General features: G+C 40.0%; 28 protein-coding genes and 1 pseudogene. 10 read left to right on the top strand and 19 right to left on the bottom strand.

Annotation, left to right across the window (positions count from 1 at the left end; translation table 11 throughout):
- Positions 1 to 108: 108 nt before the first annotated feature.
- Entirely contained in the window at positions 109 to 1,218 is a 1,110-nt protein-coding gene (locus IQ19_RS08435) for a mechanosensitive ion channel family protein (RefSeq protein ID WP_144541879.1), read from the top strand.
- Between the two features lie 343 nt (positions 1,219 to 1,561).
- Positions 1,562 to 2,929 (top strand): MATE family efflux transporter, encoded by a 1,368-nt coding sequence (locus IQ19_RS08430; RefSeq protein ID WP_144541877.1) that lies wholly within the window; start codon positions 1,562 to 1,564, stop codon positions 2,927 to 2,929.
- A 270-nt stretch (positions 2,930 to 3,199) separates the two neighbouring features.
- Here the strand turns inward: IQ19_RS08430 and IQ19_RS08425 are convergent, their stop codons facing one another.
- Positions 3,200 to 3,973, bottom strand: coding sequence for an SDR family oxidoreductase (locus IQ19_RS08425; RefSeq protein WP_144541876.1), 774 nt, complete (start codon positions 3,971 to 3,973; stop codon positions 3,200 to 3,202).
- Positions 3,974 to 4,212: 239 nt separating this feature from the next.
- Between IQ19_RS08425 and IQ19_RS08420 the strand changes: the two genes are divergently transcribed.
- Entirely contained in the window at positions 4,213 to 4,692 is a 480-nt protein-coding gene (locus tag IQ19_RS08420; RefSeq protein ID WP_144541874.1) for an Hsp20/alpha crystallin family protein, read from the top strand.
- A 27-nt stretch (positions 4,693 to 4,719) separates the two neighbouring features.
- A complete protein-coding gene (locus IQ19_RS08415; RefSeq protein ID WP_144541872.1) occupies positions 4,720 to 5,217 on the top strand; it encodes an Hsp20/alpha crystallin family protein in 498 nt (165 codons plus the stop codon).
- Here IQ19_RS08415 and IQ19_RS08410 read toward each other — a convergent pair.
- From IQ19_RS08410 to IQ19_RS08380, 7 genes are all read right to left on the bottom strand, one after another.
- Positions 5,214 to 5,711 (bottom strand): GNAT family N-acetyltransferase, encoded by a 498-nt coding sequence (locus tag IQ19_RS08410; protein ID WP_144541870.1) that lies wholly within the window; start codon positions 5,709 to 5,711, stop codon positions 5,214 to 5,216. The genes IQ19_RS08415 and IQ19_RS08410 overlap by 4 nt on opposite strands.
- Before the next feature lie 156 nt (positions 5,712 to 5,867).
- A complete protein-coding gene (locus IQ19_RS08405) occupies positions 5,868 to 6,626 on the bottom strand; it encodes a CAP domain-containing protein (RefSeq protein WP_144541869.1) in 759 nt (252 codons plus the stop codon).
- A 439-nt stretch (positions 6,627 to 7,065) separates the two neighbouring features.
- Positions 7,066 to 7,542 (bottom strand): FixH family protein, encoded by a 477-nt coding sequence (locus IQ19_RS08400; protein ID WP_144541867.1) that lies wholly within the window; start codon positions 7,540 to 7,542, stop codon positions 7,066 to 7,068.
- Between the two features lie 34 nt (positions 7,543 to 7,576).
- Positions 7,577 to 8,980, bottom strand: a complete 1,404-nt coding sequence (locus tag IQ19_RS08395) for a sensor histidine kinase (RefSeq protein ID WP_144541865.1) — start codon at positions 8,978 to 8,980, stop codon at positions 7,577 to 7,579.
- Positions 8,977 to 9,657: a response regulator transcription factor gene (locus IQ19_RS08390; RefSeq protein WP_199749404.1), complete on the bottom strand. Its 681-nt coding sequence runs from the start codon at positions 9,655 to 9,657 to the stop codon at positions 8,977 to 8,979. Before IQ19_RS08390 ends, IQ19_RS08395 begins: the two co-directional genes overlap by 4 nt.
- Complete coding sequence (locus tag IQ19_RS08385) at positions 9,654 to 10,634, bottom strand: YncE family protein (RefSeq protein ID WP_144541863.1); 981 nt, start codon at positions 10,632 to 10,634, stop codon at positions 9,654 to 9,656. Before IQ19_RS08385 ends, IQ19_RS08390 begins: the two co-directional genes overlap by 4 nt.
- Positions 10,635 to 10,815: 181 nt before the next feature.
- Entirely contained in the window at positions 10,816 to 11,082 is a 267-nt protein-coding gene (locus IQ19_RS08380; protein WP_144541861.1) for a hypothetical protein, read from the bottom strand.
- Between the two features lie 116 nt (positions 11,083 to 11,198).
- On the opposite strand from IQ19_RS08380, the gene IQ19_RS08375 reads away from it, so the two are divergent.
- Positions 11,199 to 11,441 carry a DNA alkylation repair protein gene (locus tag IQ19_RS08375; RefSeq protein ID WP_144541859.1) on the top strand — a complete coding sequence of 81 codons (243 nt, stop codon included), beginning with the start codon at positions 11,199 to 11,201 and terminating at the stop codon, positions 11,439 to 11,441.
- Positions 11,442 to 11,502: 61 nt separating this feature from the next.
- Here the strand turns inward: IQ19_RS08375 and IQ19_RS08370 are convergent, their stop codons facing one another.
- The 4 genes and pseudogenes from IQ19_RS08370 to IQ19_RS08360 all read right to left on the bottom strand — a co-directional run bounded on the left by IQ19_RS08370 (position 11,503) and on the right by IQ19_RS08360 (position 14,254).
- Positions 11,503 to 12,339 (bottom strand): hypothetical protein, encoded by an 837-nt coding sequence (locus IQ19_RS08370; RefSeq protein ID WP_144541857.1) that lies wholly within the window; start codon positions 12,337 to 12,339, stop codon positions 11,503 to 11,505.
- Positions 12,340 to 12,695: 356 nt separating this feature from the next.
- Positions 12,696 to 12,845 (bottom strand): annotated as a pseudogene (locus tag IQ19_RS28055) (DUF2188 domain-containing protein); the annotation flags it as partial.
- Between the two features lie 82 nt (positions 12,846 to 12,927).
- Positions 12,928 to 13,860, bottom strand: coding sequence for a CobW family GTP-binding protein (locus IQ19_RS08365; RefSeq protein ID WP_144541855.1), 933 nt, complete (start codon positions 13,858 to 13,860; stop codon positions 12,928 to 12,930).
- Entirely contained in the window at positions 13,853 to 14,254 is a 402-nt protein-coding gene (locus IQ19_RS08360; protein ID WP_144541853.1) for a hypothetical protein, read from the bottom strand. Before IQ19_RS08360 ends, IQ19_RS08365 begins: the two co-directional genes overlap by 8 nt.
- Before the next feature lie 116 nt (positions 14,255 to 14,370).
- Here IQ19_RS08360 and IQ19_RS08355 point away from each other — a divergent pair, with 116 nt between their 5' ends.
- Positions 14,371 to 14,985 carry a class I SAM-dependent methyltransferase gene (locus IQ19_RS08355; RefSeq protein WP_144541851.1) on the top strand — a complete coding sequence of 205 codons (615 nt, stop codon included), beginning with the start codon at positions 14,371 to 14,373 and terminating at the stop codon, positions 14,983 to 14,985.
- 120 nt (positions 14,986 to 15,105) lie between these two features.
- Here the strand turns inward: IQ19_RS08355 and IQ19_RS08350 are convergent, their stop codons facing one another.
- The 3 genes from IQ19_RS08350 to IQ19_RS08340 form a co-directional block, all read right to left on the bottom strand.
- The gene (locus IQ19_RS08350) at positions 15,106 to 16,035 is read right to left on the bottom strand and encodes an LCP family protein (protein ID WP_144541849.1); all 930 of its coding nucleotides are present in this window, start codon (positions 16,033 to 16,035) and stop codon (positions 15,106 to 15,108) included.
- Between the two features lie 143 nt (positions 16,036 to 16,178).
- Positions 16,179 to 17,657, bottom strand: a complete 1,479-nt coding sequence (locus IQ19_RS08345; RefSeq protein WP_462936490.1) for a lmo1851 family serine protease — start codon at positions 17,655 to 17,657, stop codon at positions 16,179 to 16,181.
- Positions 17,658 to 17,859: 202 nt separating this feature from the next.
- Entirely contained in the window at positions 17,860 to 18,066 is a 207-nt protein-coding gene (locus IQ19_RS08340) for a heavy-metal-associated domain-containing protein (RefSeq protein WP_144541845.1), read from the bottom strand.
- A 435-nt stretch (positions 18,067 to 18,501) separates the two neighbouring features.
- Here IQ19_RS08340 and IQ19_RS08335 point away from each other — a divergent pair, with 435 nt between their 5' ends.
- On the top strand, positions 18,502 to 18,747 hold the full coding sequence (locus tag IQ19_RS08335; protein WP_144541843.1) for a hypothetical protein: 246 nt from the start codon (positions 18,502 to 18,504) through the stop codon (positions 18,745 to 18,747).
- Positions 18,748 to 18,769: 22 nt separating this feature from the next.
- On the opposite strand, the gene IQ19_RS08330 is transcribed toward IQ19_RS08335, so the two are convergent.
- Positions 18,770 to 19,660: a M15 family metallopeptidase gene (locus IQ19_RS08330; protein ID WP_144541841.1), complete on the bottom strand. Its 891-nt coding sequence runs from the start codon at positions 19,658 to 19,660 to the stop codon at positions 18,770 to 18,772.
- 206 nt (positions 19,661 to 19,866) lie between these two features.
- Positions 19,867 to 20,571: a purine-nucleoside phosphorylase gene (gene deoD / locus IQ19_RS08325; RefSeq protein WP_110064081.1), complete on the bottom strand. Its 705-nt coding sequence runs from the start codon at positions 20,569 to 20,571 to the stop codon at positions 19,867 to 19,869.
- Between the two features lie 152 nt (positions 20,572 to 20,723).
- Here deoD and IQ19_RS28935 point away from each other — a divergent pair, with 152 nt between their 5' ends.
- Both IQ19_RS28935 and IQ19_RS27720 read left to right on the top strand, forming a co-directional pair.
- Entirely contained in the window at positions 20,724 to 20,852 is a 129-nt protein-coding gene (locus IQ19_RS28935; protein ID WP_277875301.1) for a hypothetical protein, read from the top strand.
- Positions 20,853 to 20,865: 13 nt separating this feature from the next.
- Positions 20,866 to 21,018, top strand: coding sequence for a hypothetical protein (locus tag IQ19_RS27720; RefSeq protein WP_158638750.1), 153 nt, complete (start codon positions 20,866 to 20,868; stop codon positions 21,016 to 21,018).
- A 60-nt stretch (positions 21,019 to 21,078) separates the two neighbouring features.
- On the opposite strand, the gene IQ19_RS08320 is transcribed toward IQ19_RS27720, so the two are convergent.
- Positions 21,079 to 21,387: a YodL domain-containing protein gene (locus tag IQ19_RS08320; RefSeq protein WP_144541838.1), complete on the bottom strand. Its 309-nt coding sequence runs from the start codon at positions 21,385 to 21,387 to the stop codon at positions 21,079 to 21,081.
- A gap of 447 nt (positions 21,388 to 21,834) precedes the next feature.
- On the opposite strand from IQ19_RS08320, the gene IQ19_RS08315 reads away from it, so the two are divergent.
- Positions 21,835 to 22,704: a glycerophosphodiester phosphodiesterase gene (locus tag IQ19_RS08315; protein ID WP_242020932.1), complete on the top strand. Its 870-nt coding sequence runs from the start codon at positions 21,835 to 21,837 to the stop codon at positions 22,702 to 22,704.
- Positions 22,705 to 22,768: 64 nt separating this feature from the next.
- Here IQ19_RS08315 and IQ19_RS08310 read toward each other — a convergent pair whose 3' ends face one another.
- Positions 22,769 to 23,539 (bottom strand): sporulation protein, encoded by a 771-nt coding sequence (locus IQ19_RS08310; protein ID WP_144541836.1) that lies wholly within the window; start codon positions 23,537 to 23,539, stop codon positions 22,769 to 22,771.
- Between the last annotated feature and the right edge of the window lie 131 nt (positions 23,540 to 23,670).

Here is a 23,670-nt window from a genome sequence, read left to right as displayed (position 1 = left end):
AAAATAAACCTTTTTCACTATTAAACTATTTTTAAAAAGATGGTAAAGTAATCGGGTTATTTGTTTGACTGTTAGCATAGTAATAACCTTTGATATGGAGGATAAAGAATGGATTTTATTAACTTTGAAAATACATGGGTGCAGATAGGCATCTCAGCAGGTATTCTTTTACTGTTTTTAGCACTGAGAAAGGTTTTTACAACTTACGTTTTTAAAATGATTCTCTCTTTTATGCAAAAGAGGAAAGTTGAAACGGCAGCAAATATTTTAATTGCTTTTGAAAAGCCCGTTAGATGGCTTTTCGTCATTATAGGACTTCAGCTTGCTCTTAAATTCTTCCCTTATGATCTTATTGCCGATAACCGGGAAACACAGATTTTCCGGTCACTCTTTGTTTTATTGATCACCTGGGGTCTTTTTAATTTAAGTTCAACCATTACGCTCCTTTTCCCGCGCCTCATGAATAAGCTCGACATTAATGTCGATCGGATTGTTATTCCTTTTATAACGAAAATTGCAAAACTGATTATTGTTGTATTGGGCATTACAATTATTGCAGAGGAATGGAAATATAACATCAACGGATTTATTGCTGGTTTGGGGCTTGGCGGATTGGCTTTTGCACTTGCAGCAAAAGAAACGGTCAGCAACTTTTTTGGCGGTGTCATCATTGTGACAGAAAAGCCTTTTACCATCGGGGATTGGATTAAAACTCCAAGTGTGGAAGGAACAGTTGAGGATATTACCTTTAGAAGTACGAAAATCAGAACGTTTGCCCAGGCTCTTGTAACGGTTCCCAATTCAACGCTCGCCAACGAACCAATCATCAACTGGTCCAAAATGGGTAAAAGGCAGATTGCTTTCCATCTGGGCGTTACCTATACTACACCAAAATTTAAGCTCGAAAAATTGGTGAGGAGAATCGAGCAGATGCTCATTGACCATGAAGACATTCATAACGATACAATTCTTGTTAAATTTGATCGTTTTAACGATTCCAGCCTGGATATATACCTGTACTTCTTCACAACTGTCACTACATTTGCTGAGTACTTAAACATCAAAGAGGATGTTAATTTCAGAATTATGGACTTGCTTGAAGAAGAAGGTGTAGAAGTCGCATTCCCTACCCGAACACTAATTGTCCAGCAGGACGGATTGGCAGTTGGAGAACAGCAAGATCTGCTGAAAAAAGAACGATTGCATTCACATTCGTAAAAGAGGAAAAGTTAGTCTTTAGTTTAGGCTGCTTTCGCAAACTTTGTTGCTAAGTGAGGAGAGGTTGATTTCCGCTCCAGGATGCTCAGCGAACCGCGGGGGATTGAATAAGCTTCAGATTCCCTATTCCATAGAATAATGAAAGTGTCCCAATTGTTTGGGGCGTTTTTTTTTTTGCTTTTTTAGAATTTTATCAATCTAATTGTGTAGTTTGGGAATAGAATCAGCAGACTAATGGATAGAACAAAGGTTAAGGTTTATCCATACAAAAAAGATAAAAACAAGCCTGCTCCCCGTTTCTATGTTATAATTCTTTCGTCACTTCACAGAAAGAGGAAATTTCATGGATCAGACATACAACAAAAAAGAAAAACTGCGACAGCTTTTATTCATTTTAATTCCTATTCTTATTACACAGCTTGCCATGTATTCAATGACTTTTATTGATACTTTGATGACGGGACGCTACAGTTCAGATGATCTGGCAGGAGTAGCCATTGGCTCTTCCCTTTGGGTTCCTGTTTTTACTGGGCTGAGCGGTATCCTTCTGGCTGTTACGCCGATCGTTTCGCATTTGGTTGGGTCAAAGAAACAAGGTAATGTTGCTTTTTCCGTCATACAGGGTGTCTATTTGTCAGTTATTATGGCTCTCATTGTTTTAGCAGCAGGTGCATTTTCTTTAACACCCATTTTAAACGGGATGAACCTGGAAAGCCGGGTACACGAAACCGCATTTGATTATCTGGCAGCTTTAAGCACTGGATTGATTCCCCTATTTGTATACAATGTGTTAAGATCTTTTATCGATGCTCTCGGAAAGACACGGGTAAGCATGATCATCACACTCATATCCCTGCCTATCAACGTGGTTTTTAATTATTTGTTCATCTACGGAAAGTTTGGCTTTCCAGAACTGGGCGGCGCTGGAGCTGGTTTTGCTTCTGCAATCACCTATTGGCTGATTACCATTATCTCTTTATATATTATTCATAAACATACTCCTTTTTCATCTTATGGAGTATTCCGGAAATTTCATGCAGTATCTTTGGCAAAATGGAAGGAAATTCTATTGATCGGCATCCCTATTGGTTTATCGATCTTTTTCGAAACGAGCATATTTTCTGCCGTTACTCTATTAATGAGCAATTTTGAAACAGAGGTAATTGCCGCCCATCAAATTGCACTGAATTTCGCTTCTTTGCTGTATATGATTCCACTTAGCATCTCTATGGCTTTAACGATTGTAGTAGGTTTTGAAGTCGGGGCTGCAAGGTATGAGGATGCGAAAGAGTACAGCTGGATCGGTGTGGTCATTGCTGTTTTAATGGCATTGGTATGCGCTGCCATCCTTCTGCTTTTTCCGGAAGAAGTGGCTTCCATCTATACAAAAGATGCTAATGTCTTAAAACTGACGACACATTTCCTGATTTACGCATTGTTCTTCCAGCTTTCCGATGCCATACAGGCACCAGTCCAAGGGGCCTTGCGCGGTTACAAGGATGTTAATGTCACCTTTATTATGTCACTTATTTCCTACTGGGTGATCGGGCTTCCTTTCGGCTATTATCTTGCCAATTATACAAGCTGGGGAGCATATGGCTATTGGATCGGTTTAATTACCGGACTGGCTGCAGGTGCTATCACCTTAACGAGCCGCCTTATTTATATTCAAAAAAGGAAATTCCCTGCCGGTTTGCAGAAGAATTTTTAAAAGAAATGCTCTGTTAAACTTACCTGTTGATTTCCACTGCAGACGTTCGCTTTCCGCGGGCGGTCCGGAAGCCTCCTCGGGCCCAGCGTCTGTGGGGTCTCCCTTTGACTCGCTTCTCCCGCTGGACGTTGAATCAGCATCCTTGAATCATCACCGCACGAAGGAAATGCGAATGCATTTTCGAGGTCTTACCTTCCAATCAACAGGGTGCCAAGCTTAAACAGTGCCAAAAAGAAAACAAAAGCCATCGTGTTTTAGCGATGGCTTTTGTTATTCCTGAAATATTTTTCCCAAAACGTCTTTCCCGCCTGTAACAGGAATGATGCTGCCTGTAATGAAACCTGATTTTTCATCCGCCAGAAAACTGATTACCCTTGCGATATCCTCACCTGTCCCAGGCCTGCCCACAGGTGAGGCGCTGTCTTCAACTTTAGCGGTGTCTTCAATGTTTTTTTCCTTCCATTCTCCTATAATATCGCCGGGACATACCATATTTGCGGTTATTCCATTGCCGGCTTCTTCTAGCGCAATTGATTTTGTTAATGAAGCTGCGCCCGTTTTGGCAGCCGCAAAAGCAGAGCGGTAAATCCAGCCTGACGCTGCTTCCACCCTATCAAAACCGATGGTAACGATTCGACCCCACTTGTTTTCCCTCATCTTCGGAAGAAGCAGCTTGGATAAATAAAAAACTGCATTCAGATTTCCATTTATAAGGTAATTCCATTGTTCAAAAGTATAATCTGCCATCTCTTTCCGTTCATGGACGTATGGGCCGGCATTATGTATTAAAATGTCAATTGCGGGAAACTCGCTAAGTGCAGCCTCAGCCATCTTTTCACAATCCGAAGATATGGTAATATCTCCTTGAATAGCTATATTTCTTGTTCCATACTTCTCGGTCAGTTCATTGCATAATGAAACAGCTTCCTTTTGACTGCTACGGTAATTGATCACCAGATGGACACCATTTTCAGCGAGCGCAATCGCCGTTCTTTTACCGATCCCTGTTGCTCCTCCCGTGATTAAAGCTGCTTTATCTCTCACAAAATTACCCCTCAATTTATTAAAAATTTTATATACGCCATTAACAATATACTAGTAACTACGCTGTATTTATGCAAATAATAAGGAGTTTTTTCTTCCTGCCTTTTAATTATTTAAGGGGTAGGCAAGCTTTTGCAGTGAAATTTCTTAACGTATAGGCTCTTTTCAGCATAGTATAAAAAGACTTTAAATGCCTGGCTGAGCCTTGTCAGCAGTATAGCAAGGAAAGGATGAGAAGGATGTTCCCGTGGAATCTTTTTCCATTTAATAAAGATATGAAGAATCTTATGCAACAGATGAAACCGGAAGAGATAGATAAATATATCCAAAATATCATGGGGCAAATGTTCCCTCAAAATATGCAAGGGATGTCCGGCACCCCGGATTTTATGAAAGGATTTAATACAGCGGCGGCTGGCCAAAAACAGCCAAATCCTGCAGCTTTGGATTCCTCCGTATTTGAAACTCATGATCATGTTTATGTTAGAATGCTCATTAAAAAGGAAGATTGGCTCAAAGATATGAAGCTTTACCACACCTCAAATCAAATGATTATTGAACATATTCCTGAGAAGGATGATAAGCATATCATTACTCTCCCGGCCATTGTAAAAAGAAAAGGTTCAACTGCCCACTTTAAGGATGGATTTCTGGAGATTAAAATACCGAAAAACGTAGATATGCAATATTCAGAAATAGACGTAACCGAAATCCTTTAACTTCTCTGTTGAGAAAGGAGAACAAACATGGACATGGAAAAATGGACAGAATTGATTAAATTGTCAGCCCAGTATCAAGATCAAGATTTCTGGAAAGGCTTTTTGGCGCCGGAAAGTTCGGATTTAAACAAAAAACGCTCTTTTTCCGGCCTTGAAAAAGGAAAAATCAATACTTTCCTTTCCACCCAAGAAGTTTATCCCCGCTGTGATATGTATGAAGCCGGCGGAAGGATTATTATTGAAGCAGAACTTCCAGGACTGGAGAAAGACGACATAAAAGTAACCCTTATACAAGATGACCTTATTATTAAAGGAAAATGCAGCTCATTTCAGAATCATTTCCGCTATTTTTTAAAGGAAAGGCCGAGCAGAACTTTTGAAAAGAAGCTGACTATCCCTCTGCCCATTGATAAAAGCCGCATTGAGACCTCGTTCAGCCATGGAATTCTTTCGATCATCCTGCCGATCCGGAATGATGGGGATGAAAAGGTGCCTATTTATATGAAGAATGATGGAGCGAGCTAGCCCAAAAATTTATCATAGCAATAAAACGGATTGTCCCTGTCCATGTAAATGGTGCCAACTTTTGTATATTCATTCTTTTTAAACAAGCTTTGTGCCTTTTTATTTAGTGAGTATGTATCCGTTCTCATGTAGGGAACACCTTGGCCGACAGCATAACTTTCAGCAAATGCAATAAGCTTGCTGGCAATTCCCTCTCCCCTAATTTCAGGATCCACTGCCAGGCGGTGGAATACATAGCATGGCGCATCTTTTCTCCATCCGGCACCTTTATATTCTTCAGCCTGATTTTGGTCAACTGTAATGGAACCAGTGACACTTCCATTCAGGACAGCAGTATATAATGTTCCTGCTTTAATATCGGTTAAAAAATCTTGATCCTGTGGGTATGTGCGATTCCATTGGTCATTATTCTCAGATTCCATGATATCAACAGTTTGTTTAACGATATCCATAATTTTTCCCAGGTCCCGTTCTGTACCTTTGCGTATTTCCACTTAAAATCACCTGTCATTTCTAATGTAATGTCTTCTAAATAATGTTCCTTACACGAAGTAAATACATACATTAAATAGACAAGTATAATATACAGTTATGGCAGATAAAATACAAAAAGACAGCCTTGTCAGGCTGCCTTTTTGAAAAATTATATATTATTTTCCGATGAACATTTGTGTCCAGTAGTTTCCGTCTGCAACATGGCCCACTCCAAGATGTGTGAAACTTGCATTCATAATGTTTTTACGGTGGCCTTCACTGTTCATCCATGCATTTACAACTTCTTCAGGTGAACGCTGACCCATTGCAATGTTTTCTCCAGCAGTACGGTAAGAGATGCCGAATTGCTTCATCATATCAAATGGAGAACCGTAAGTTGGGCTTGTATGGCTGAAGTAGTTTTTAGCATTCATATCACGTGACTTTTCACGTGCTACTTTGCTTAGTTCAACATCTAGTTTAAGTGCAGGTACGCCTGCTTTAGCGCGTTCCTGGTTTGTTAATTCGAACACTTTTTGTTCAAATGCACTTACTTCAGAAGTTGCCGGTGCTGCTGCTTTTGGCTGCTCAGCTGGTGTTTTGGGCTGTTGCGCAGGCTGTTGAGCTGGTGCTTTTGCAGGTTCCTGAGCTTTAGCTGGTTCCTGAGCTTTAGCTGGCTCTTGAACTGGAGCCTTTGGCTGTTGTACTTCCTGTTTAACTACTTGAACATTTCCCCAATTAATATTGAAGTTTTTCATATATTTTTGAAGAATACTATTGATTTGTTCCTGACTTAGATTGCCAGCTTGTGATTGAACTATTTTTGCTTGTTCAGGAGTAGGACAATTTGAAGCTGCGTCTGCCTTATTAACTCCTGGAGTAGATACTAGTAATGCTGCTGCCGCTGCTACTGAAAAAATTACTTTTTTATTCATCTATTAAAATCCTCCCTGTTGTTTGTTTTCTTTGTTGTTGTTGCTGTGTGACTTGCAACATCATCATATCACAGGGTTTTTCGTAATATTTTTGGTTCGATTTTACAATTGTGCAAATAAAGCTCCCTTTTTAGAAAATTAGTAGACTGTAAAAATCATAAAAAAAATAGTAAATCCCTATATTAAAAGGTTTATGGACTTATAAAAACGGGTACCATTATGAATGGGCATTTTTTACTATAGTGGAAAACCTCCCAAATTAATGCCAGTTATATACTAAAACATTGCTGTTGACAGGTTTTTAGATGGACCGGTATCTTTACGTTTATTACAGCGATGTAACAAAAATGATAGGTTTTTTCACAAAAATATGGGTAATAGTGCCTATGATGGATAAAAATCTGAGTAAAAATAGAAAAAACAGCCATTGGCTGCTTTTTTAGTGGCTGCTATGTTCTTCCGTGTCTTCGGAACCTTCTTTATCTTCCATTTCAGAACCTGAGGAACCTTCTTCAGGTTCGCTAGGCTGTCCGATGATAAACTCTTTTTTTGGCATATTATGCATTCTCCGTGCAGTTACATGGGAGTATATATAGTAGGTTCCTTCTTCAGCAAAGCTTCTTTCAAGACGGTACACTCCATTTTCAGCGTGTTCAACAAGAATTTTCTCATGCTCTTCATCATTTGCTCTCCAAATTTCAAACTTAACTTCATCTGCATCTGTCACTTCTTCCTCATCATAAGTAACCTTTGCTTCAAAAACTACCGGTTCATTTACTTTTGCTTTGTCCGGGTTAATAGATAATTCTACTTCAAGAAATTGCGGCTCTTCCTCGACAGCATTATTATCACTGCATGCTGCTAAACCAAATAACAGAAACAGCATTGGGAGCAATCTACGTTTTATTCTTTTCATTATAATTCTCCTTTATATATACCTGTTAGTTATTCTAGTCCATTTCTAGGACAGGAAGCATAATCCTTACCGTTGTTCCCTTATTAACTTCACTTAATACAATTAATTCGCCTTGATGGAGTTTCACAAGTTTTTCTGAGATTGCAAGCCCCAGGCCTGTACCTCCATCTGATCTCGTACGCCCTTTATTCACTCTATAGAATCTTTGCTTAATGTTGTTTAAATGTTCTTCAGGAATGCCTATTCCGGTGTCTTCTATGTCGATCCAGCATTTTTCCTTTATTTGATATAAGCGGATGCTAATTTCCCCTTTTTCTGTGTAACGAAGTGAGTTATCCATTATATTTTGGATAACCTGCTCAATTCTGCCCTCGTCTCCATTAATAATAATGTCCGGATCTAAAGCATAATGAAGCTCAAGCCCTTTTTCCTGAATAAAAGGTTTGTATTTTTCTAAGGCATCTTCTATAAGCTGTGCAAGCGGCAGAGGCATTTTCTCCAGTTTGTATTCATTTGATTCAAGTTTAGACAGATCAAGCAAATCCCCGACGAGACGTTCCATTCTTCCGGCCTCTCTATGAATGAGCCTTAAATAATTATTTCTTTCTTCATCTGATTGGACCATGTCAGACATAAGAGCATCACTATAGCCTTTAACATAGCTGATGGGAGTTCTGAGCTCATGTGAGACATTTGCCAGAAAATCTCTTTTCCGTTCGTCCTCTTTTTGTATAGAAGAAGACATATGGTTAAATGCATGGGCCAGCTGCCCAATCTCATCTTTAGAATCAATGGCCAGGTGCACGTCATAGTGTCCCTGGGATACGTGCTCGGCAGCATCCTTCATATCCAGCAGCGGTTTGGTAAGTTTTTTGACAAGCATGGTTCCCAAAACAATACTGACCACTGTAAATATCATGGCTGCAATGAACCACAGATACGCAAAGCCTTGGGTGATTTCCGAAATCTTTGCAAGAGGCAAATATAAATAAATAATGCCCTGGAGCCTATTTTCATCTAGAAGTGGGATGATCACACCCATGATTTTGCGGTCGAACCTTTCTTCATAGCCCAATTTTTGTACAGCATTGCCTTTAAGGAGCTCTTCCCGCTCTTCCTTCCCTATCAAAGTCTGATAATCAATTTCAAAAGGCAAACAGGCACTTAACTCCCTAGGATTGCTGACGATGAAAATTTCTGTTTCCGATTTGGAATTATACCAGTCAATTTTCTCCCTGAGATCATCTGCCAATGGGCCGCCCTGGTACTCCAAAGCCAGGCGTTCCCCTTCAGCGAGCAGGGACTCCTCAACATTTTCCACATAAATTTTTTCATAAAAAAGATAAGATAAAAAGTAGGAATAAAGGATGGTAATTAAAATAGCAGCTGTTACAGTGAGCCACATTTTTTTGGCGAGACTATTAGTCAGAAACCTCATTCACTTGGCACCTCAAATTTATAGCCTACTCCCCAGACAGTCTGGATATAGTCGCCAACACCCAATTTCATTCTCAATGTTTTTATATGTGTATCAACAGTTCTTAAACTGCCTGTGTAATCCATGCCCCATACCCGCTCTAACAGCTGCTCCCTGCTTAATGCATGGTTTTTATGTTCGATAAAAAACAGGAGAAGTTCAAATTCTTTCAGAGTCAGTGCAATCTTCTTTCCTTCTACTAATACTTTCCGCGCCTTCTTCTCAACTGTAATTTTTCCAATTTGCAGATAACCTGGTTCAATTTTTACCCCGCCTGTTCTCCGGAGAACAGCATTCATTCTGGCAATAAGTTCTCCCGGGCTGAAGGGTTTAACAAGATAATCATCGCCCCCTAGCTGAAGGGCCTTAACTTTATCCCATTCCTCTCCTTTAGCCGATAGAAAAATAATAGGTATATCAGATTTCTCCCTGATTCTTGAGCAGACCTCAAATCCATCTTCTTCTGGCATCATGATATCAAGAATGATTAAATCGATTGATGTATTTTCAAGGATTTTATACCCTTCACTCCCGTTTTCTGCTGTATAGCATTGAAACCCGGAATTACCCAGGTACATTTCAATTAGATGCCTCATATCTGCTTCATCATCAATAATCAGGATGTTTAGCATGCTCATTTCATTCTCTCCCTTAAAACCATTTTGAAGGGTCCTTCTCCAACCTTTATTGTTTTCAGCGATTTTAAATTTTCAGGGTCCAGGATATGGACATCATTGCTGTCATATCCAGCAACCAATAATTTTCCTTCAGCAAAAGCCATTTCAAAAGGATTGGCTGCGATCGAAACAGAGGCAGCCAACTCGCCTGATTCTTTTATTTTATATAACATGTTTGACCCATGGCTTAAAACATATACATGGTTATCTTTTTCAAGAAAATTGATCGGCATGGACGGAGCCGGGATCGTCTTTTTTAAATCTCCAGTCTCCGAATCATAAACATGGATATCCTGTTCAATCTCTATTCCTTCCCCATGGCCGCCAATCCATAATTCATTGCTTTCTTCATTTAGCCAGGCGCCTGCAGCAGAAGGATGGGTGATGAATTCATCTGTTTTCTCTTTCGTTTGCAGATCGATCACAGCCAGCTTTTCATGATTGAAGCTGAGCACAAATAACTTTTTGGCTTTCCTTGACTCCAGGATTGTAAGCGGATTGCTTTCAGCCTCAATCTGCTTAAGTTCTTTCCCTTCTATATTAAAAAAACGTATTTTGTTCAGGTCCTGGTCGACCAGAGCGACTCCAGTCTTGTCCGCAAGCAATTTTCCGTTTACAATCCCGGTTCCCGTTTCCCAGCTGCCAATCTTTTTCCCTTCTTTTAAGGAATATAAATCAGCTGTCTCCAGCTGGTTTCCGTAGAAGAGAATCGCATCCCTGTCAGGCAGGATTAGTGCCCCTGTATAAGGCTTTTCCATTTTCCATTCCTCTGCAAGAGCCATCTTCTTTAAGTCCACAAACGAAACTGTCATATCCTTTATATTGACAGTTGCGGCAAAAGAAATATCCTCCGGTATGGAGGGCTGCCTCTTTTCTGTACAAGAAGAAAGAAGGATGGTTATCAAAATCAATCCGAAAAACCAATATTTTTTAAACATACCATTTTCTCCTTAAAACAATCTTAACTTCATCTTACATTAATTTTGTGTGATAAATGTGAAAGGACTTTGAATCTTGCACGAAAAGCTAATGATTATGGTATTTGTAAAATTTCCGACTCGAACCATACAGCAATAAAACTGAAAAAAACCCTAAAAAAAATAGGAAGCTGCCTACTTCCTATTTCATACTTTCAAGCTTCTCAATATGTAATTTAATGAGGGCATTTTTATCAGCCGCGTCCAAATTTGAACCTGTTACTCTTTTTACTGCAAGGAAAAACTTTTCATAAAGCGGTTTACGGACTCTCGGATGGGAATTTTCATCCTTTAGTTCCCTTTCGATCGCTTCTTTCAACACGGCCTCTGCATCTTCATCTCCAGCAAGCTTCCGATTATTCCAGAGTTTTCTATATTCATTAAGTAAATGGGTAAAATTTAGCTCCACTCTATGCACATCCCTTCCAATTCAGGAAATATTAATGATCTATAGATTTATTTTTACATAAATAAATTTGAAAATGCAAAAAATACAGCTAATATGCTAGAAAGGAGAATGATTGTATGAGTTCACCTTACCGATGCCCAAACTGTAAAACGAACAGAAGCCGATTTAATATCATTCAGCAGGTTCCACAATCGATCAAGATGGATCCCCAGACAGGGCAGGTACTCGAGGAGTATAGCAGTGAACAGCTATCCCCTTTTCACATGCCATATAAGGGCCCCGATAAAAGAGTGCAATGTGCTGCCTGCGGACTAGTAGAAGATGAACGGACATTTGTTAAATTTGGTGAGAAGCAATAAAAAGGCTGGGGCACTCATCAGAATACTAATAAATAAAAGCTTGAGATTTTGTCTCAAGCTTTTATTTATTTGAAATGAGATTGTTCTCCCGCAAAAACCGTTCATTATCCACTTTCCATGAGTCAGCTGGGGAAAAACGGACCAAGTACATGCTGCCTCGAAAATGCTGCCTGCCCTGATCTTTTATAAACCAATCTATTTCCACTGGTATTTCGAGGCTTATTTCCTCTGTTAAATCTTCAGCAGGCAAAACTGGCATTGCGCTTAGTCTCACATTCTCTATTTTTGGCAGCAATTTGTTCCAATTTAGTGTTTGAAGGGATATAGTCTTTACTATCTTAGGATCTTGCTGTTTCAAACCTGCGATAAATGCACTAATGACATCATAAGGATTTGCACTATAAAGATAGTCTTCCAGCTTACCCGCAGCTTTTAAAATCATCAATTTATGCGATAAGTCCATAAAATTCGTGCGGTGTGTTTTACTACCATAAAAATGTATACAAAAGTGGCCTGGGAAGTTATTTTTTAGTGCACCGCCGCCATGAGGCATTCCATGCATGGAAGCTGCAATCCATTGATCACCATGGATAACGATAATGGCTCGCCTCTTCCAGCTCCATTTTCCCCCATAAATGCTTTTCATAATCTTTGTTTCTTTGGCAGTTAATGGCTGCACATCCGCATGATGGCTCCCGGCTCTCCTTTGGACTTTAAATTTTTTGCCCGTTTCAACATCCAGAACCGTAAATTTGCTGTATTTCCGCAGGATTCCATTTACCTTTTCCCAGGGAAGCATTTCAATTTGCCAGCTAACGCCCTCTTCCTCTGCATATACATATGAACCACCCGCAGATAGGATAACGATGGCCAACACTATTGCTTTAAAAGTTTTCATTAGCTCCACTCATTTTTTATTTTTTTCAGTTCAGCTTTATATAAAGAAGTTTCCCAAAAGCCTGCTTACTTCATTCATTGAATCGAAAAAAATCGTACATGAACCAGATACGATTGAATTAGTTAATATAAGGCTCTGTTAACTTTGCCTGTTGATTTCCGCTCAGGAAGCTCAGCGAACGCGGGCGGTCCGGGAGCCTCATCAAGCATTAAGCCTGCTGGGTCTCCCTTTGATCCGTACTCCCCAGCCTATTCTTTTTTCTACATTTCACCATGATTTCTTAGCGTAAACTTTATTCTTTCAAACAAAAAAACCGGCCAATTTGCATAAGGCCGGTTTTCTTAGTCTTTTACTGTTTCTTTTGCTTTGTCTATAGCAATTGGAATGGCTCTTCCATCTTCATATCCGTCTTCAAGCAAGGCGTTTGCAATTTCAATTGCTTTATCACGGACCTCTGGATCCAGATTTTTCATTGCTGCCGGGTAATCATTTTTGGACCATGGCATCTTAACCATCTCCTTTATCCTATTTAATGAAAGTATACCCGGATGCTTTTTCGATAAACAAAGAACATTGAAAAGTCAAGCTTTAAAGGCTTTCCGCTGCCTTTTCCTCAAGTGCAAAAAGCTGCTGTTCGATTATGCCCCAATCCAAATTTTCTCCAATAAAGACTATATTCAGCGGCATATTGATATGTTCCTGCATATACAGCGGCATACCATAAGAGAACTGAAACAAAAAAGGATAGTTTGATGGATGCAATTTTAAGTATCCTTTAATTCTGTAGACAGTATCAGGAAGGCTTCTAAGAAAGTCTTCAAAGTCAGACTGGTTCACAGGATTTTGAAACTGGTAAACATATGTGCTTAACTTTAAATCCGAAAAAACATGCGAATGGGCTGGATCTCTCTTCTCCCCCGGGGACAACCCTCTGATCTGCTTCATAGCGACCTTGGAGTATGATGTTAATATATTAAATGCATGGCTGTTTAAAGCTTGTATCTCCATTGTGAGCAGGGCTTGCTCTGCTTCTGTTAGCGCATCAGCCTTATTTAAAACAATTAAGTCTGCATGCCTGACTTGCTCAATTAATAGCTGCTGTACCTGTGGACTTAACGACTTTCGATTAAGCCATCTTGGACCGTCAACTACAGATATAATCCCCTTTACAATCATACGGTCTGCAAAAAGCGGTGAAAGGATGCTATCAAGTACTTCAACCGGATGCGCAGCCCCTGTTGTTTCAATGTAAATGGCTTCCGGTTTTTCAACTGTAAGCAGTTCCTGAAGCTGTGCCTCCAGCTTATCTGAAATCGTACAGCATATGCAGCCGTCAAGAAGCTCCTTCAGCGGAACATCTTCATCCACCGAGTCTGAGTCAATCGATACTTTCCCGAGCTCGTTCATCATGACTGCTACTTTTCTGCCTTGTTTTTTTTCATCTTCCAGCAGCTGTTTAAGCAGTGTGGTTTTTCCGCTTCCCAGAAAACCGGATAATATATATATCTCTGTTTTATTCATGCTTTTCCCCTTCTTCACGTTCTGACAGTATTTCTTCAATCATTACTTTCATTTTTTTCTCGATCGAATCCATCGTTAAATCTGTTAAATATCCTACCGGCTGAAACATTTCCTGCTTGCATTTCCAAATAGGAATGTAGGCGTTTGGAAAATAATCATCTTCCGTCTCGATCCCAACTTCCAGAAAAGATTCATAATCAAATGTAAAAACATCATTATTGGCAGCATTTTTTCCTTTAATGCTTCTTACTAGATCTACAACAAGATATTCGTTTACAGTTTGGAAGTCTTGTTTATACTTATTATGAAGTTTTTTTGCTAGCTTTTCACATTCTTCTTCTATATAGGCTATCTTATCCCGTGTTTGGTCATGAAGATCTACGATTTGTTTCAAAGGATCACCTCTCCATAGCTATCCTGTCTAATGAGACATTTTATATGATTTTATCAGTGCGTACAAACCATAAGGCATATTTGTTATAATCTCCTTATTAAGGATGGTGTATTGAAATGCTGGAAAATACCGGAGAAAGGATTATTCCAGAGGAATTGCCGATAACAAATGGCATGCTGCTCGAACATTTGGCACGTTATTATTTTTCCCTCTACTACGCAAAAGGCAGAGTCCTCGATATTGCGTGCGGTACGGGTTATGGCTCCAAAATTATGGCTAAATCGAAAAAGGAAGAAATTAATGAAATTATTGCTGTGGATATTGATGAAGAAACATTGAAATATGCCAGGCAGAACCATTATCATCCTCATGTCAAATATGTGAAGGCAGACGCAGCGGATGAAAAACTACCTGATGATCTTGGGCTTTTTGATGTTATAACAAGTTTCGAAACCATTGAACATCTTGAAACTGAAGAAGCATTCCTTGATAATCTTTTTAAAATGCTGAAGCCTGGAGGCATCCTTATTTTGTCCACCCCTTTCGGAGCAGGCAGAGGCAAGCCAACCAGGGAACCTTTTCATATTCACCAGCTTACCGAAGAGGAATTTATCGAGCTGTTTGAACCGTATGGGGACACGGAATTTTATTATCAGCGAAGTGTTCTTATCGAACCAAAAAGAGAAGGTAAACATTATCCGATAGGTATTGCTGTCTGCAGAAAAAGATAAAGAGGAGCCTGCAAGCTCCCCTTTACCCTGTTTGTCAAACATACCTCCCCATCTTTTTGTATATAAACTGGTCGGAATCCGCTGCTCCGTCTATAATGCCGCCTTTTATTCTTTTTTTCTTTACTTCTTTTCAGCCTCCAGAAATTGCTTAAGGGCTTCAGTATTTTCCTCAAAGTTTATTTGAAGGACCGCTCCTGCATGCTCATAGGTTTTATTTTCGTAGCTGTCTGAAACAGGGACTCTCAGTGTTTCGATTTCAGTTACAGGATTCATCAGGAACGAGGCACCGATGGACAGAGCTTCATCAAGCTTTAAATCGGTTTCAACATATTTCATTGCTTGGCTTACAATATCCGGTAATCGTGCAATGCCGGCAGGCGAAGAGAATTCGTTCATGACCTGGTCCTTCAGTGAGATTAAAATTTCCTGCTGTCTGTCCACTCTTCCAAAATCACTTTGCCCGTCATGCCGAAACCTGACATAGGATAATAGATCGCTCCCCTTGAGTTTTTGTTTTCCTGGTTCAAGCTCCAGCCCCATATCCTCAATCATTGCAGAGGTTACGTTTACTTCAATTCCATCTGGAGCAATGGCATCCAGCATCTTTATGAAGCCTTGAAAATCAATGACAGCAGTATGGTCAATTGGCACGCCAAAGTTTTGTTCAATGGTTTCTTTTAATAATTCCTTGCCGCCTATATAGTAGGCATGGTTAAGCTTGCTATAGGTGTATGTATAGTCAGGTATTTTCACATAGCTGTCCCTCATCAGGGAGACCAATTTGATCGAATCTCCCGAAGGCTCATACCTGGCAAGCAAAATCGCGTCAGAACGAGAATCTTCTTCTCCACGGCTATCAACACCGATTAATAAAAAGTTTCTGGTTTCATTTGAAATTTTAAAAGGATTTTTTTCCTGATTTATTTCTTCAGACTTATTTTCCGGCTGGCTATTTTCGAGAAGATCTTTAGAATTTTCTTTTTGGAGGAAAGAAGTACAGCCAGAAAGGATTGCCGCAGCAAGCAAAAATACAATCAAAATTTTCTTCAAGTTAATCACCCCTGTGAGTTAATGCTCATAGTTAAAGTATAGTATCATTGTTGGAAAGAAAATTGCTTTATATACCCATTTTCTATAGAAGCAATACATGATTTCATACAAAAAAGCCCTCCAAAAATTGGAGAGCTCCTTCATTAAGAACCTATTTGCTCTTTTAAAATATCAGCAGCTTTTTGAATTTGTGTATCATTTTTGTCAATTTTCTCACGAAGTCTTTCCATCAGCTTGATTGTAGACTGTCCTGCTAACACGCCAGTTTCTTCAAGTTTTTCAGCAGCCTGGAATTCTTTAACAGCCTGCTCTGTCTTTTCATCGAAGAAACCATCTTCTCTGCCAGGTTCATATCCAAGTGCCTTCAGCATTTGCTGTGCTGCTTTAACCTGATTAGAAGAAGAAGAAAGCTTTAATTCTGTATCAGGATTAATAAATGATAATGTTGCATACTCTGGCAAGGACACCTTATGGTCAGGAGTTATTCCCTTTTTATGAATCCAATTGCCGTCAGGAGTAAGCCATTTTTCTGTGGTAAACTTCATGTTGGAGCCATCGGAAAAGTCCTGTGCACGCTGAACCGTTCCTTTCCCGAACGATTTTTCCCCAACAAGCGGAACATCCGCCGATTCATTGACAGCTGCAGCCAAAATTTCTGATGCACTTGCGCTTCCTTTATCAATGACAACGACTAAAGGAATATTCGGATTTTCTTCCTTTGTTGACTTAACTTCTTCTCTGTTGCCATTGCGATCTTCAATCTGGAATAAGATTTCACCATCAGGCACGAATAGACTTGAAATTTTAACCGCCTGATCCAGCAAGCCGCCCGGATTTTGTCTCAAATCAAGGATTAAGCCTTTCATTCCTTGCTGCTGCAGCTCATTCAGTGTCTCAACAAGCTCTTTAGAGGTATTTTCTGAGAAGGTGGTAATTTGCACCTTTGCAATTCCATCCTCCAACATTTCGCCATACACGGTTTCAAGCGGGATTGTATCGCGCGTAATGGAGATATTCATTGGTTCATCCACACCAGGGCGCTGTATAGCAAGTTCAACCTTCGTGCCTTTTTCACCTCTGATCAGCATCACTGCTTCTGTTGAACTCATCCCCTGCAGACTCTTTCCATCCACTGACAGAACCTTGTCATTCGGTCTAAGTCCTGCTTTCTCTGCTGGGGAGCCTTTTAATGGTGAAACAATCACAATATAGCCTTCCTGCTCCTGAATTTCAGCACCGATTCCCTCAAAAGAGGATGAGATGCTTTGATGAAAGCTTTTCGCTTCCTCCTCATTCATATAATCCGAATAAGGATCATCCAGAGCTTCAAGCATCCCGTTGATAGCCCCGTTTATAAGGTTGTCCTGGTCTACTTCCTGGAAATAGTTTGCTTTAAGCGTATCATAAGCTGTATAAAGCTTATCGAATTCCCTTCTCTCGCTGGTTCCTACATCTACTGCTTTTTCATCTCCAAATGCAAGGGCAAATGTAGTTATGCCCGCTGATAAGAAGACGATAAAAAACAGCAGCATAACAAAATGAAACTTTTTCATGCGGATAAAACCGGAGTTGTTTTTATCCGGAGTTTCAGATGTTCCCTTGTTTAAATCCTCATTTTGCAAACTCTTCACCACTTTCATGACCGTAAAATAACTATGTACAATCCTTAATGATTAGAATAACATTTTTATCGAAAAAATAACAAAGAAAAATGCACGAATCCTTTTTCTTAAAATTGTTCCCTTGCTGTATGGATAAAATTCTGTTTATTCCTCTCCATGCCTTAAAAGAGCGCTTAGCGAAATTGGCTAAGCGCTTTTTAGATCAGGCTGCTCCATAGCCTTGATCTTCGACTGCATTTATTAGGTTTTTCTTTGTTGCTTTTTCTGGATCATACTCCACTTCAACCTGTTCTTCATGGAAAGCAACCGAGACACTTGCCACACCATCCACAGACATTAGTGCATTTTTAACGGCTTCCTCACAATGGCCGCAGGTCATGCCCACAACCTTTAATGAAATCTTTTCCAAAATCAACGCCTCCTTCTTGCCAGTTAACCTTAATATATCATTACCTCAATAGATGAAGAGGATAAACATAAGCTTCTCCAGAATAGACAAAATGATCGACTCTTTGGAATAGTAGCCTTCACCGCGGGGAGGAACAAACTGTTCAAAATATATACGGTTTTCCTTTTCAAACTCTAGGAGTTTTTCAGCATATCCGACCGTAAGTTCTTTAAGAAAATTACCTTAATCCCTCATTTTGACCGATTTTCTTTCAGTTTAGCAATCTGTATGGAAAGATTCAGAAAAATAAAAGATTAATTGTTTTGCGAGTATAAACATATTTTATTATATGACCTGCTTATTCAAATGGCCCGCTAGCCGTCTCCATTACCCTTTCAGCAGCCCGCTGCAAACCTCAAGAGTTCCAGTCTTTCTATTTTAAAGGAGTGATCACATATGATAACAGCCTTATTATGGCTTAGCTTTGCCCTTTCTCTCATCAGCCTGATTGCCGGTATAATGAATCAGTCGTGGAAGCTTGCATTAGTCAGCGGCATCCTTCTGCTTCCCTTGGCTTTCTACTTATCAGGGGCAGAGAACGGCCTCCGCTACCTAATGTTCCTTCCTGCCGTTCCTTTTATTCTGGCAATCATTTATTTTTTTCAAACCGGCCAAAAAGCCCAAAAGCAAAAAGGAAATTAAAAAGAGGCCTTACATCAGGCCTCTAAATTTTCTTCACGATATTAAAGTATTCTTCGAGCGTCCATTTCTTTTCATAAATGACTGTAGCGGCATCAGCACCGACATAGCGGAAATGCCAGGGCTCATATTTATACCCAGTAACGCTTTCTTTTCCTTTTGGATATCGGAGAATGAATCCGTAGCGATGGGCATTTTCAGCAAGCCACTTTCCTTCCTTTGTTTCTCCGAATTTCTCTGACAACTCCAAATTCGCGCTTCGGCTGGAGATATCCATTGATAGACCTGTCTGGTGCTCACTGCTCCCTGGAAAGGCTACTGCCTGCACAGCTTTTTCTTCTCCAACTCTGCTTACTTCTGCTTCAAATACCTGAGTCTGCCGATCAAAAGAGCGGTAGCCTGAAACGGCAAACAGTTCCACTCCGGCTTTCTGTGCTACTTTAAAAAGCTCTTCCAAAGCTGCTGCAGCATCCTGGCGCATATAGCTTTTTTCCAAATCTAATTCTCCGTATGAAAAGGAAACATCCGGAATAACCATTTGAGAAGGTTCATAGCCATCTGGAAGGCTGAATTGCTTATTCACAAGAACCATAACGTTCTCGGGGTTTTGGATTACATTTTTTCCGTTAACCACTTTAACATCATTGAAGTACGAAGCCTCCAATGAAAGAGGGTCCCTTTCGGCAGGAGGTTCATTATTGTTTTCTGTGCCGGCATCCCCGGAAGCCTCATCACTGCTATTCTCTACCTCTTGTGGAGATGCATCTTTACCCTGGTTGTCCTCCATACTCTTATCTTCTTGCAGGAAAGGTACTTTTTCGATAAGCGGCTTTACTTTATCCATATATGGATCCAGTTGGCTGCAGCCAGAGAGAAACAGGCTAAGCGTTCCCGCTAATAATAAAATCTTTTTCATTCATTTCACCCATTTTCAAATTTCTTTGCAACATTACTATTTTAACACTACCCGTCAACTATTCCATACCTCTGAAAAAAACAGGACAAACGGCATAGAACCTGCATTAATCATTCAATTAATAGTCTTCGCCAAATGAATTCCAATTTAATCCATATAAAATAATAAAAAAACTGGCTCATTATTATGAACCAGTTTTTCTGTGCTTATTCCTTAATAGCCGCCTCGAGTGCAACTTCAATCATTTCATTGAAAGTCGTTTGTCTTTCTTCTGCTGTTGTTTCTTCGCCAGTTAAGATATGGTCGCTTACTGTCAGGACAGATAAAGCCTTGCGGTCAAACTTCGCAGCAAGCGTGTAAAGCGCAGCTGTTTCCATTTCAATGGCAAGAATTTGATATTTAGCCCATTTTTCAAGTTCGGCGTTGTCATTATAGAACATATCAGCTGTGAAAACATTTCCAACCTTAAGGTTTAAGCCTTTTTCCACACCAGCATCATAAGCTTTTTTCAGCAGGTCGAAGTTAGCTGTTGGCGCAAAATCCACTCCTCCGAAAGTAAGCCTATTCATTTGTGAATCTGTGGAAGAACTCATCGCCAGAATAACATCGCGGACTTTTACATCCTTTTGGATCGCACCGCAGGTTCCAACTCTGATTAGGTTCTGGACATTATAGCTCTGCATTAATTCATTAATATATATGGAAATCGAAGGTACACCCATCCCTGTACCTTGTACAGAAATGCGTTTTCCTTTATATGTTCCTGTATAGCCAAACATGTTGCGGACTTCATTATAGCATTCAGCATTTTCTAGAAATGTTTCTGCAATATATTTTGCACGCAACGGATCTCCTGGAAGAAGGACCGTTTCCGCAATTTCATTTTCTTTTGCACCAATATGTACACTCATATTTCAAACCTCCAATTCGTTCTGAAGCCTCTGAAACTGCTTCCAAGTCAAACTATACCATATGTGGCATGACTTAGAAACAAATAAGCAAAGGCATGTTTTTTCCCCAAACGGGAAAGCTATCAATAGCTTTTCCAAAGGAGGTCGTAATCATGCCACAAAAAGGGATGAGCAAAAAACTCAGACAAGCAGTACAGCATGCCAATGAAACAACTCCATCATCAAGAGCCAATACTGAGCCACATACATCGAAAACAGTTAAAACAATAAGCAAAAAATAAATAGGGAGGGGTTATGATGGGCAAAAAGCATCGGAACCGCATAAATTCGCCAAAGAAAAATAACCATATTCCTGCTGAAGCAATCATTGCCGAGCAGGAAGCCCATGGTAAAGAATATACGGCCAATAAACGCAAAAACAGCCCTGGGTCCAACATAACAGAATAGTTTATTGTTTTGGGAACATAAAGAGGAGAGCTTCCCGCTCTCCTCCCGTTAAATTATGTATTATCGAATATGTATACGATTTATTTCCTCCCAGCCGCCCGGCTTAAGCTGATAATAAAACTGTCCTCTCCGGCCTTCATCAATATAAAGAATGTCTCCCGTAGAAATAAATCGGCCATTAAAGTCAATAGGGATCCTGTCAGGGACATTAAACCTTCTAAAAACAGAATCAAGGCATTCCTCATGTGTTGATCCCTTGACATTCAAGCGGTAAACTTGCTGAAACCCCTTTTTCTCCCTAAACTTGGGTGTTTGGAAAATCGTCACATCATACTCTTTTCTTCTGATCCTGGTTAATTCCTTCAGCATATGGCATCCCCCTCGGTTTTGTGGTATCACCCTTTTACTCTTGGAACACTTCTTCTGTTTATGAAGATTTCCTGATGAAATGCTCTATGACGACCATTCTCCTCTTTCTTCGTGGTAATTCGTCCTCATGAACGCTCCATGGCGACCATTCTCCCTCTCCTCGGAAGAATATCGTCCTCATGAACGCTCCATGGCGACCATTCTGCCCCTTCTCCAAAGAATTTCGGCTTCATGAAACTATATTGCAACCATGCTTTTCTCCAAAATCTGGTCCTTACTAATATAATCAGGTATTATTATTGTTTAATTAGCCATTTTTCTTGTCGTTTCCTTCATCAAAAAAGTTCTAGTTTTGTCGATTCGCGAAAATTTTTATAATGAAACCGCTTTCAAATTAGTCCACCCCGCATAGTATATACAAATGACTTTTAATAGGGGTGATGAAAATTGAGGGTTTCTAAAAAGCCATTCTTGTTTTCAATCATTATCGGTCTGCTTTTAACCTCATTTTCTTACTTTTTTCAGCCTCTCATGCCCTTTCAATCCATAGCCCATCGGGGAGCGTCCACTTATGCGCCGGAAAATACGATAGCATCCTTTGAAAAGGCTGTCGATTTAGGCTTTGATTATATTGAGCTGGATGTGAGGTTCAGCAAAGATGGACATCTCGTTGTCATTCATGATGCAGACGTTCAAAGGACTACAGATGGGGAAGGGTTTATTGGAGATCTGACTGTTGACGAAATTAAAAAACTTGACGCTGGTTCTTGGTTTTCCCCTGAATTTGCGGGGGAAAAAGTTCCGCTTCTTAATGAGGTATTAGATCGCTTTACCGGAAAAGTCGGATTATTGATTGAAATGAAAGCTCCGGAAAATCAGCCTGGCATGACGGAAGTCCTTGCCGAGATGTTAATGAGCTACAAAAAAGACGGGCAACTCGTCAAAAACATCAAAGTCCAATCCTTCCATGTGAATGAAATGAAAAAATTTCACAAGCTTGCTCCAGATATCCCGGCAGGCATACTGCTTAGCAAGCAGCTGGATATGTTTCATTTAGCTTCCTACCGCCAATTCGCCTCTTTTCTATCTGTCCACCATCTTTTACTCTCCAAATCCTTCATCAAACAAGCTGAGTTATTCGGATATGACATTTACTCCTGGACCATAAAAAAACAATACCAATTTGCAGATATGCAGCGGCTCGGCGTTCATGGAATAATCTCTGACGAAGAGAAAAGGCTGCCGGATTCAAGGCTGTATGCGTTAATCACTCCATTTTTAAAAGGACAGGATTTTCTAAAAACCTTGCTGACTTAATTTTTTACAGAATAAAAAAACGATGGGCACTCCCCATCGTTTCCATTTTGTCACAATCCAACAATTAGGCATATTTTGCTATCACCGATTGCAGCTTTTGCTGCATATAAGGGATATCTCCATTTGTTACTGTAAAACGGACATATGATTCATCCATTTCAAGCGCTTCTGCCAGGAATCCGCCGAGCCCTCTTGCTCTGCGGTCTACCTGAATAAGTATTTCTGTCTCTCCGCTTGACTGAGGGAAAAATACAACTTCCAATTCATCAAGGCGGCCTCTAAAAGGCCCGGATACCGGCACAAATTCAAACTCCTGTATAAATGGCAGCCTGCGGCGAAGACGGTGCGGAGCCTGCTCGCATTCAGCTTCTCGTAAACGGAACCCCATACTTGATACAGCGTTTAAAACCGAATCCATTAAGGGGTTGGGAATAACTCTGATAAAATCCTGATCTGTTGGATCCACTGCATTTTTAATATCCAGCCCAGTCGCAACCCATATTTTCGTCTTGCCAAAAGATAACGGGGTATCAGAAGGCAAATTAAAGGTAAACGGAATTTCCTTACGCTCATTTGCAGCAAGGGTAAACGTTTCCGCCAGCCTGAAACGGTCAATCAACCCCGAGACTGTATACTTTTTATCATCTGATTCCTTTATATAAGTTGTATTCAATGAAAGATAAATATCGTCTATTTTCTGTTCGGTATTACCTCCTGTAATTTCCACAACACCCCTTAAAGCTTCTCCAGGTGAAACAGTATCTCTTTCAAGCTTGGTATCCACTTTTGCAGATCCAATTCCCACACTTGCCAAGACCTTGTTAAAAAATGACATGTTCTTCTCTCCCTAGTCAGATTATATTTATAAATTTCTCTTTGCAAGGAAGTTTCACCTTCCATCCCGCCAACTTTTTTAACCTTTTCCGGCGGCTTCTACTATATATAAACAAAGAAGTTCTTTCATAA

The sequence above is a fragment of the Cytobacillus oceanisediminis genome (assembly GCF_007830235.1).
GTDB classification, from domain to species: Bacteria; Bacillota; Bacilli; order Bacillales; family Cytobacillaceae; genus Cytobacillus; species Cytobacillus oceanisediminis.
Note: the sequence above shows the minus strand (reverse complement) of the source record. Positions and strands in the feature narration are given on the sequence as shown.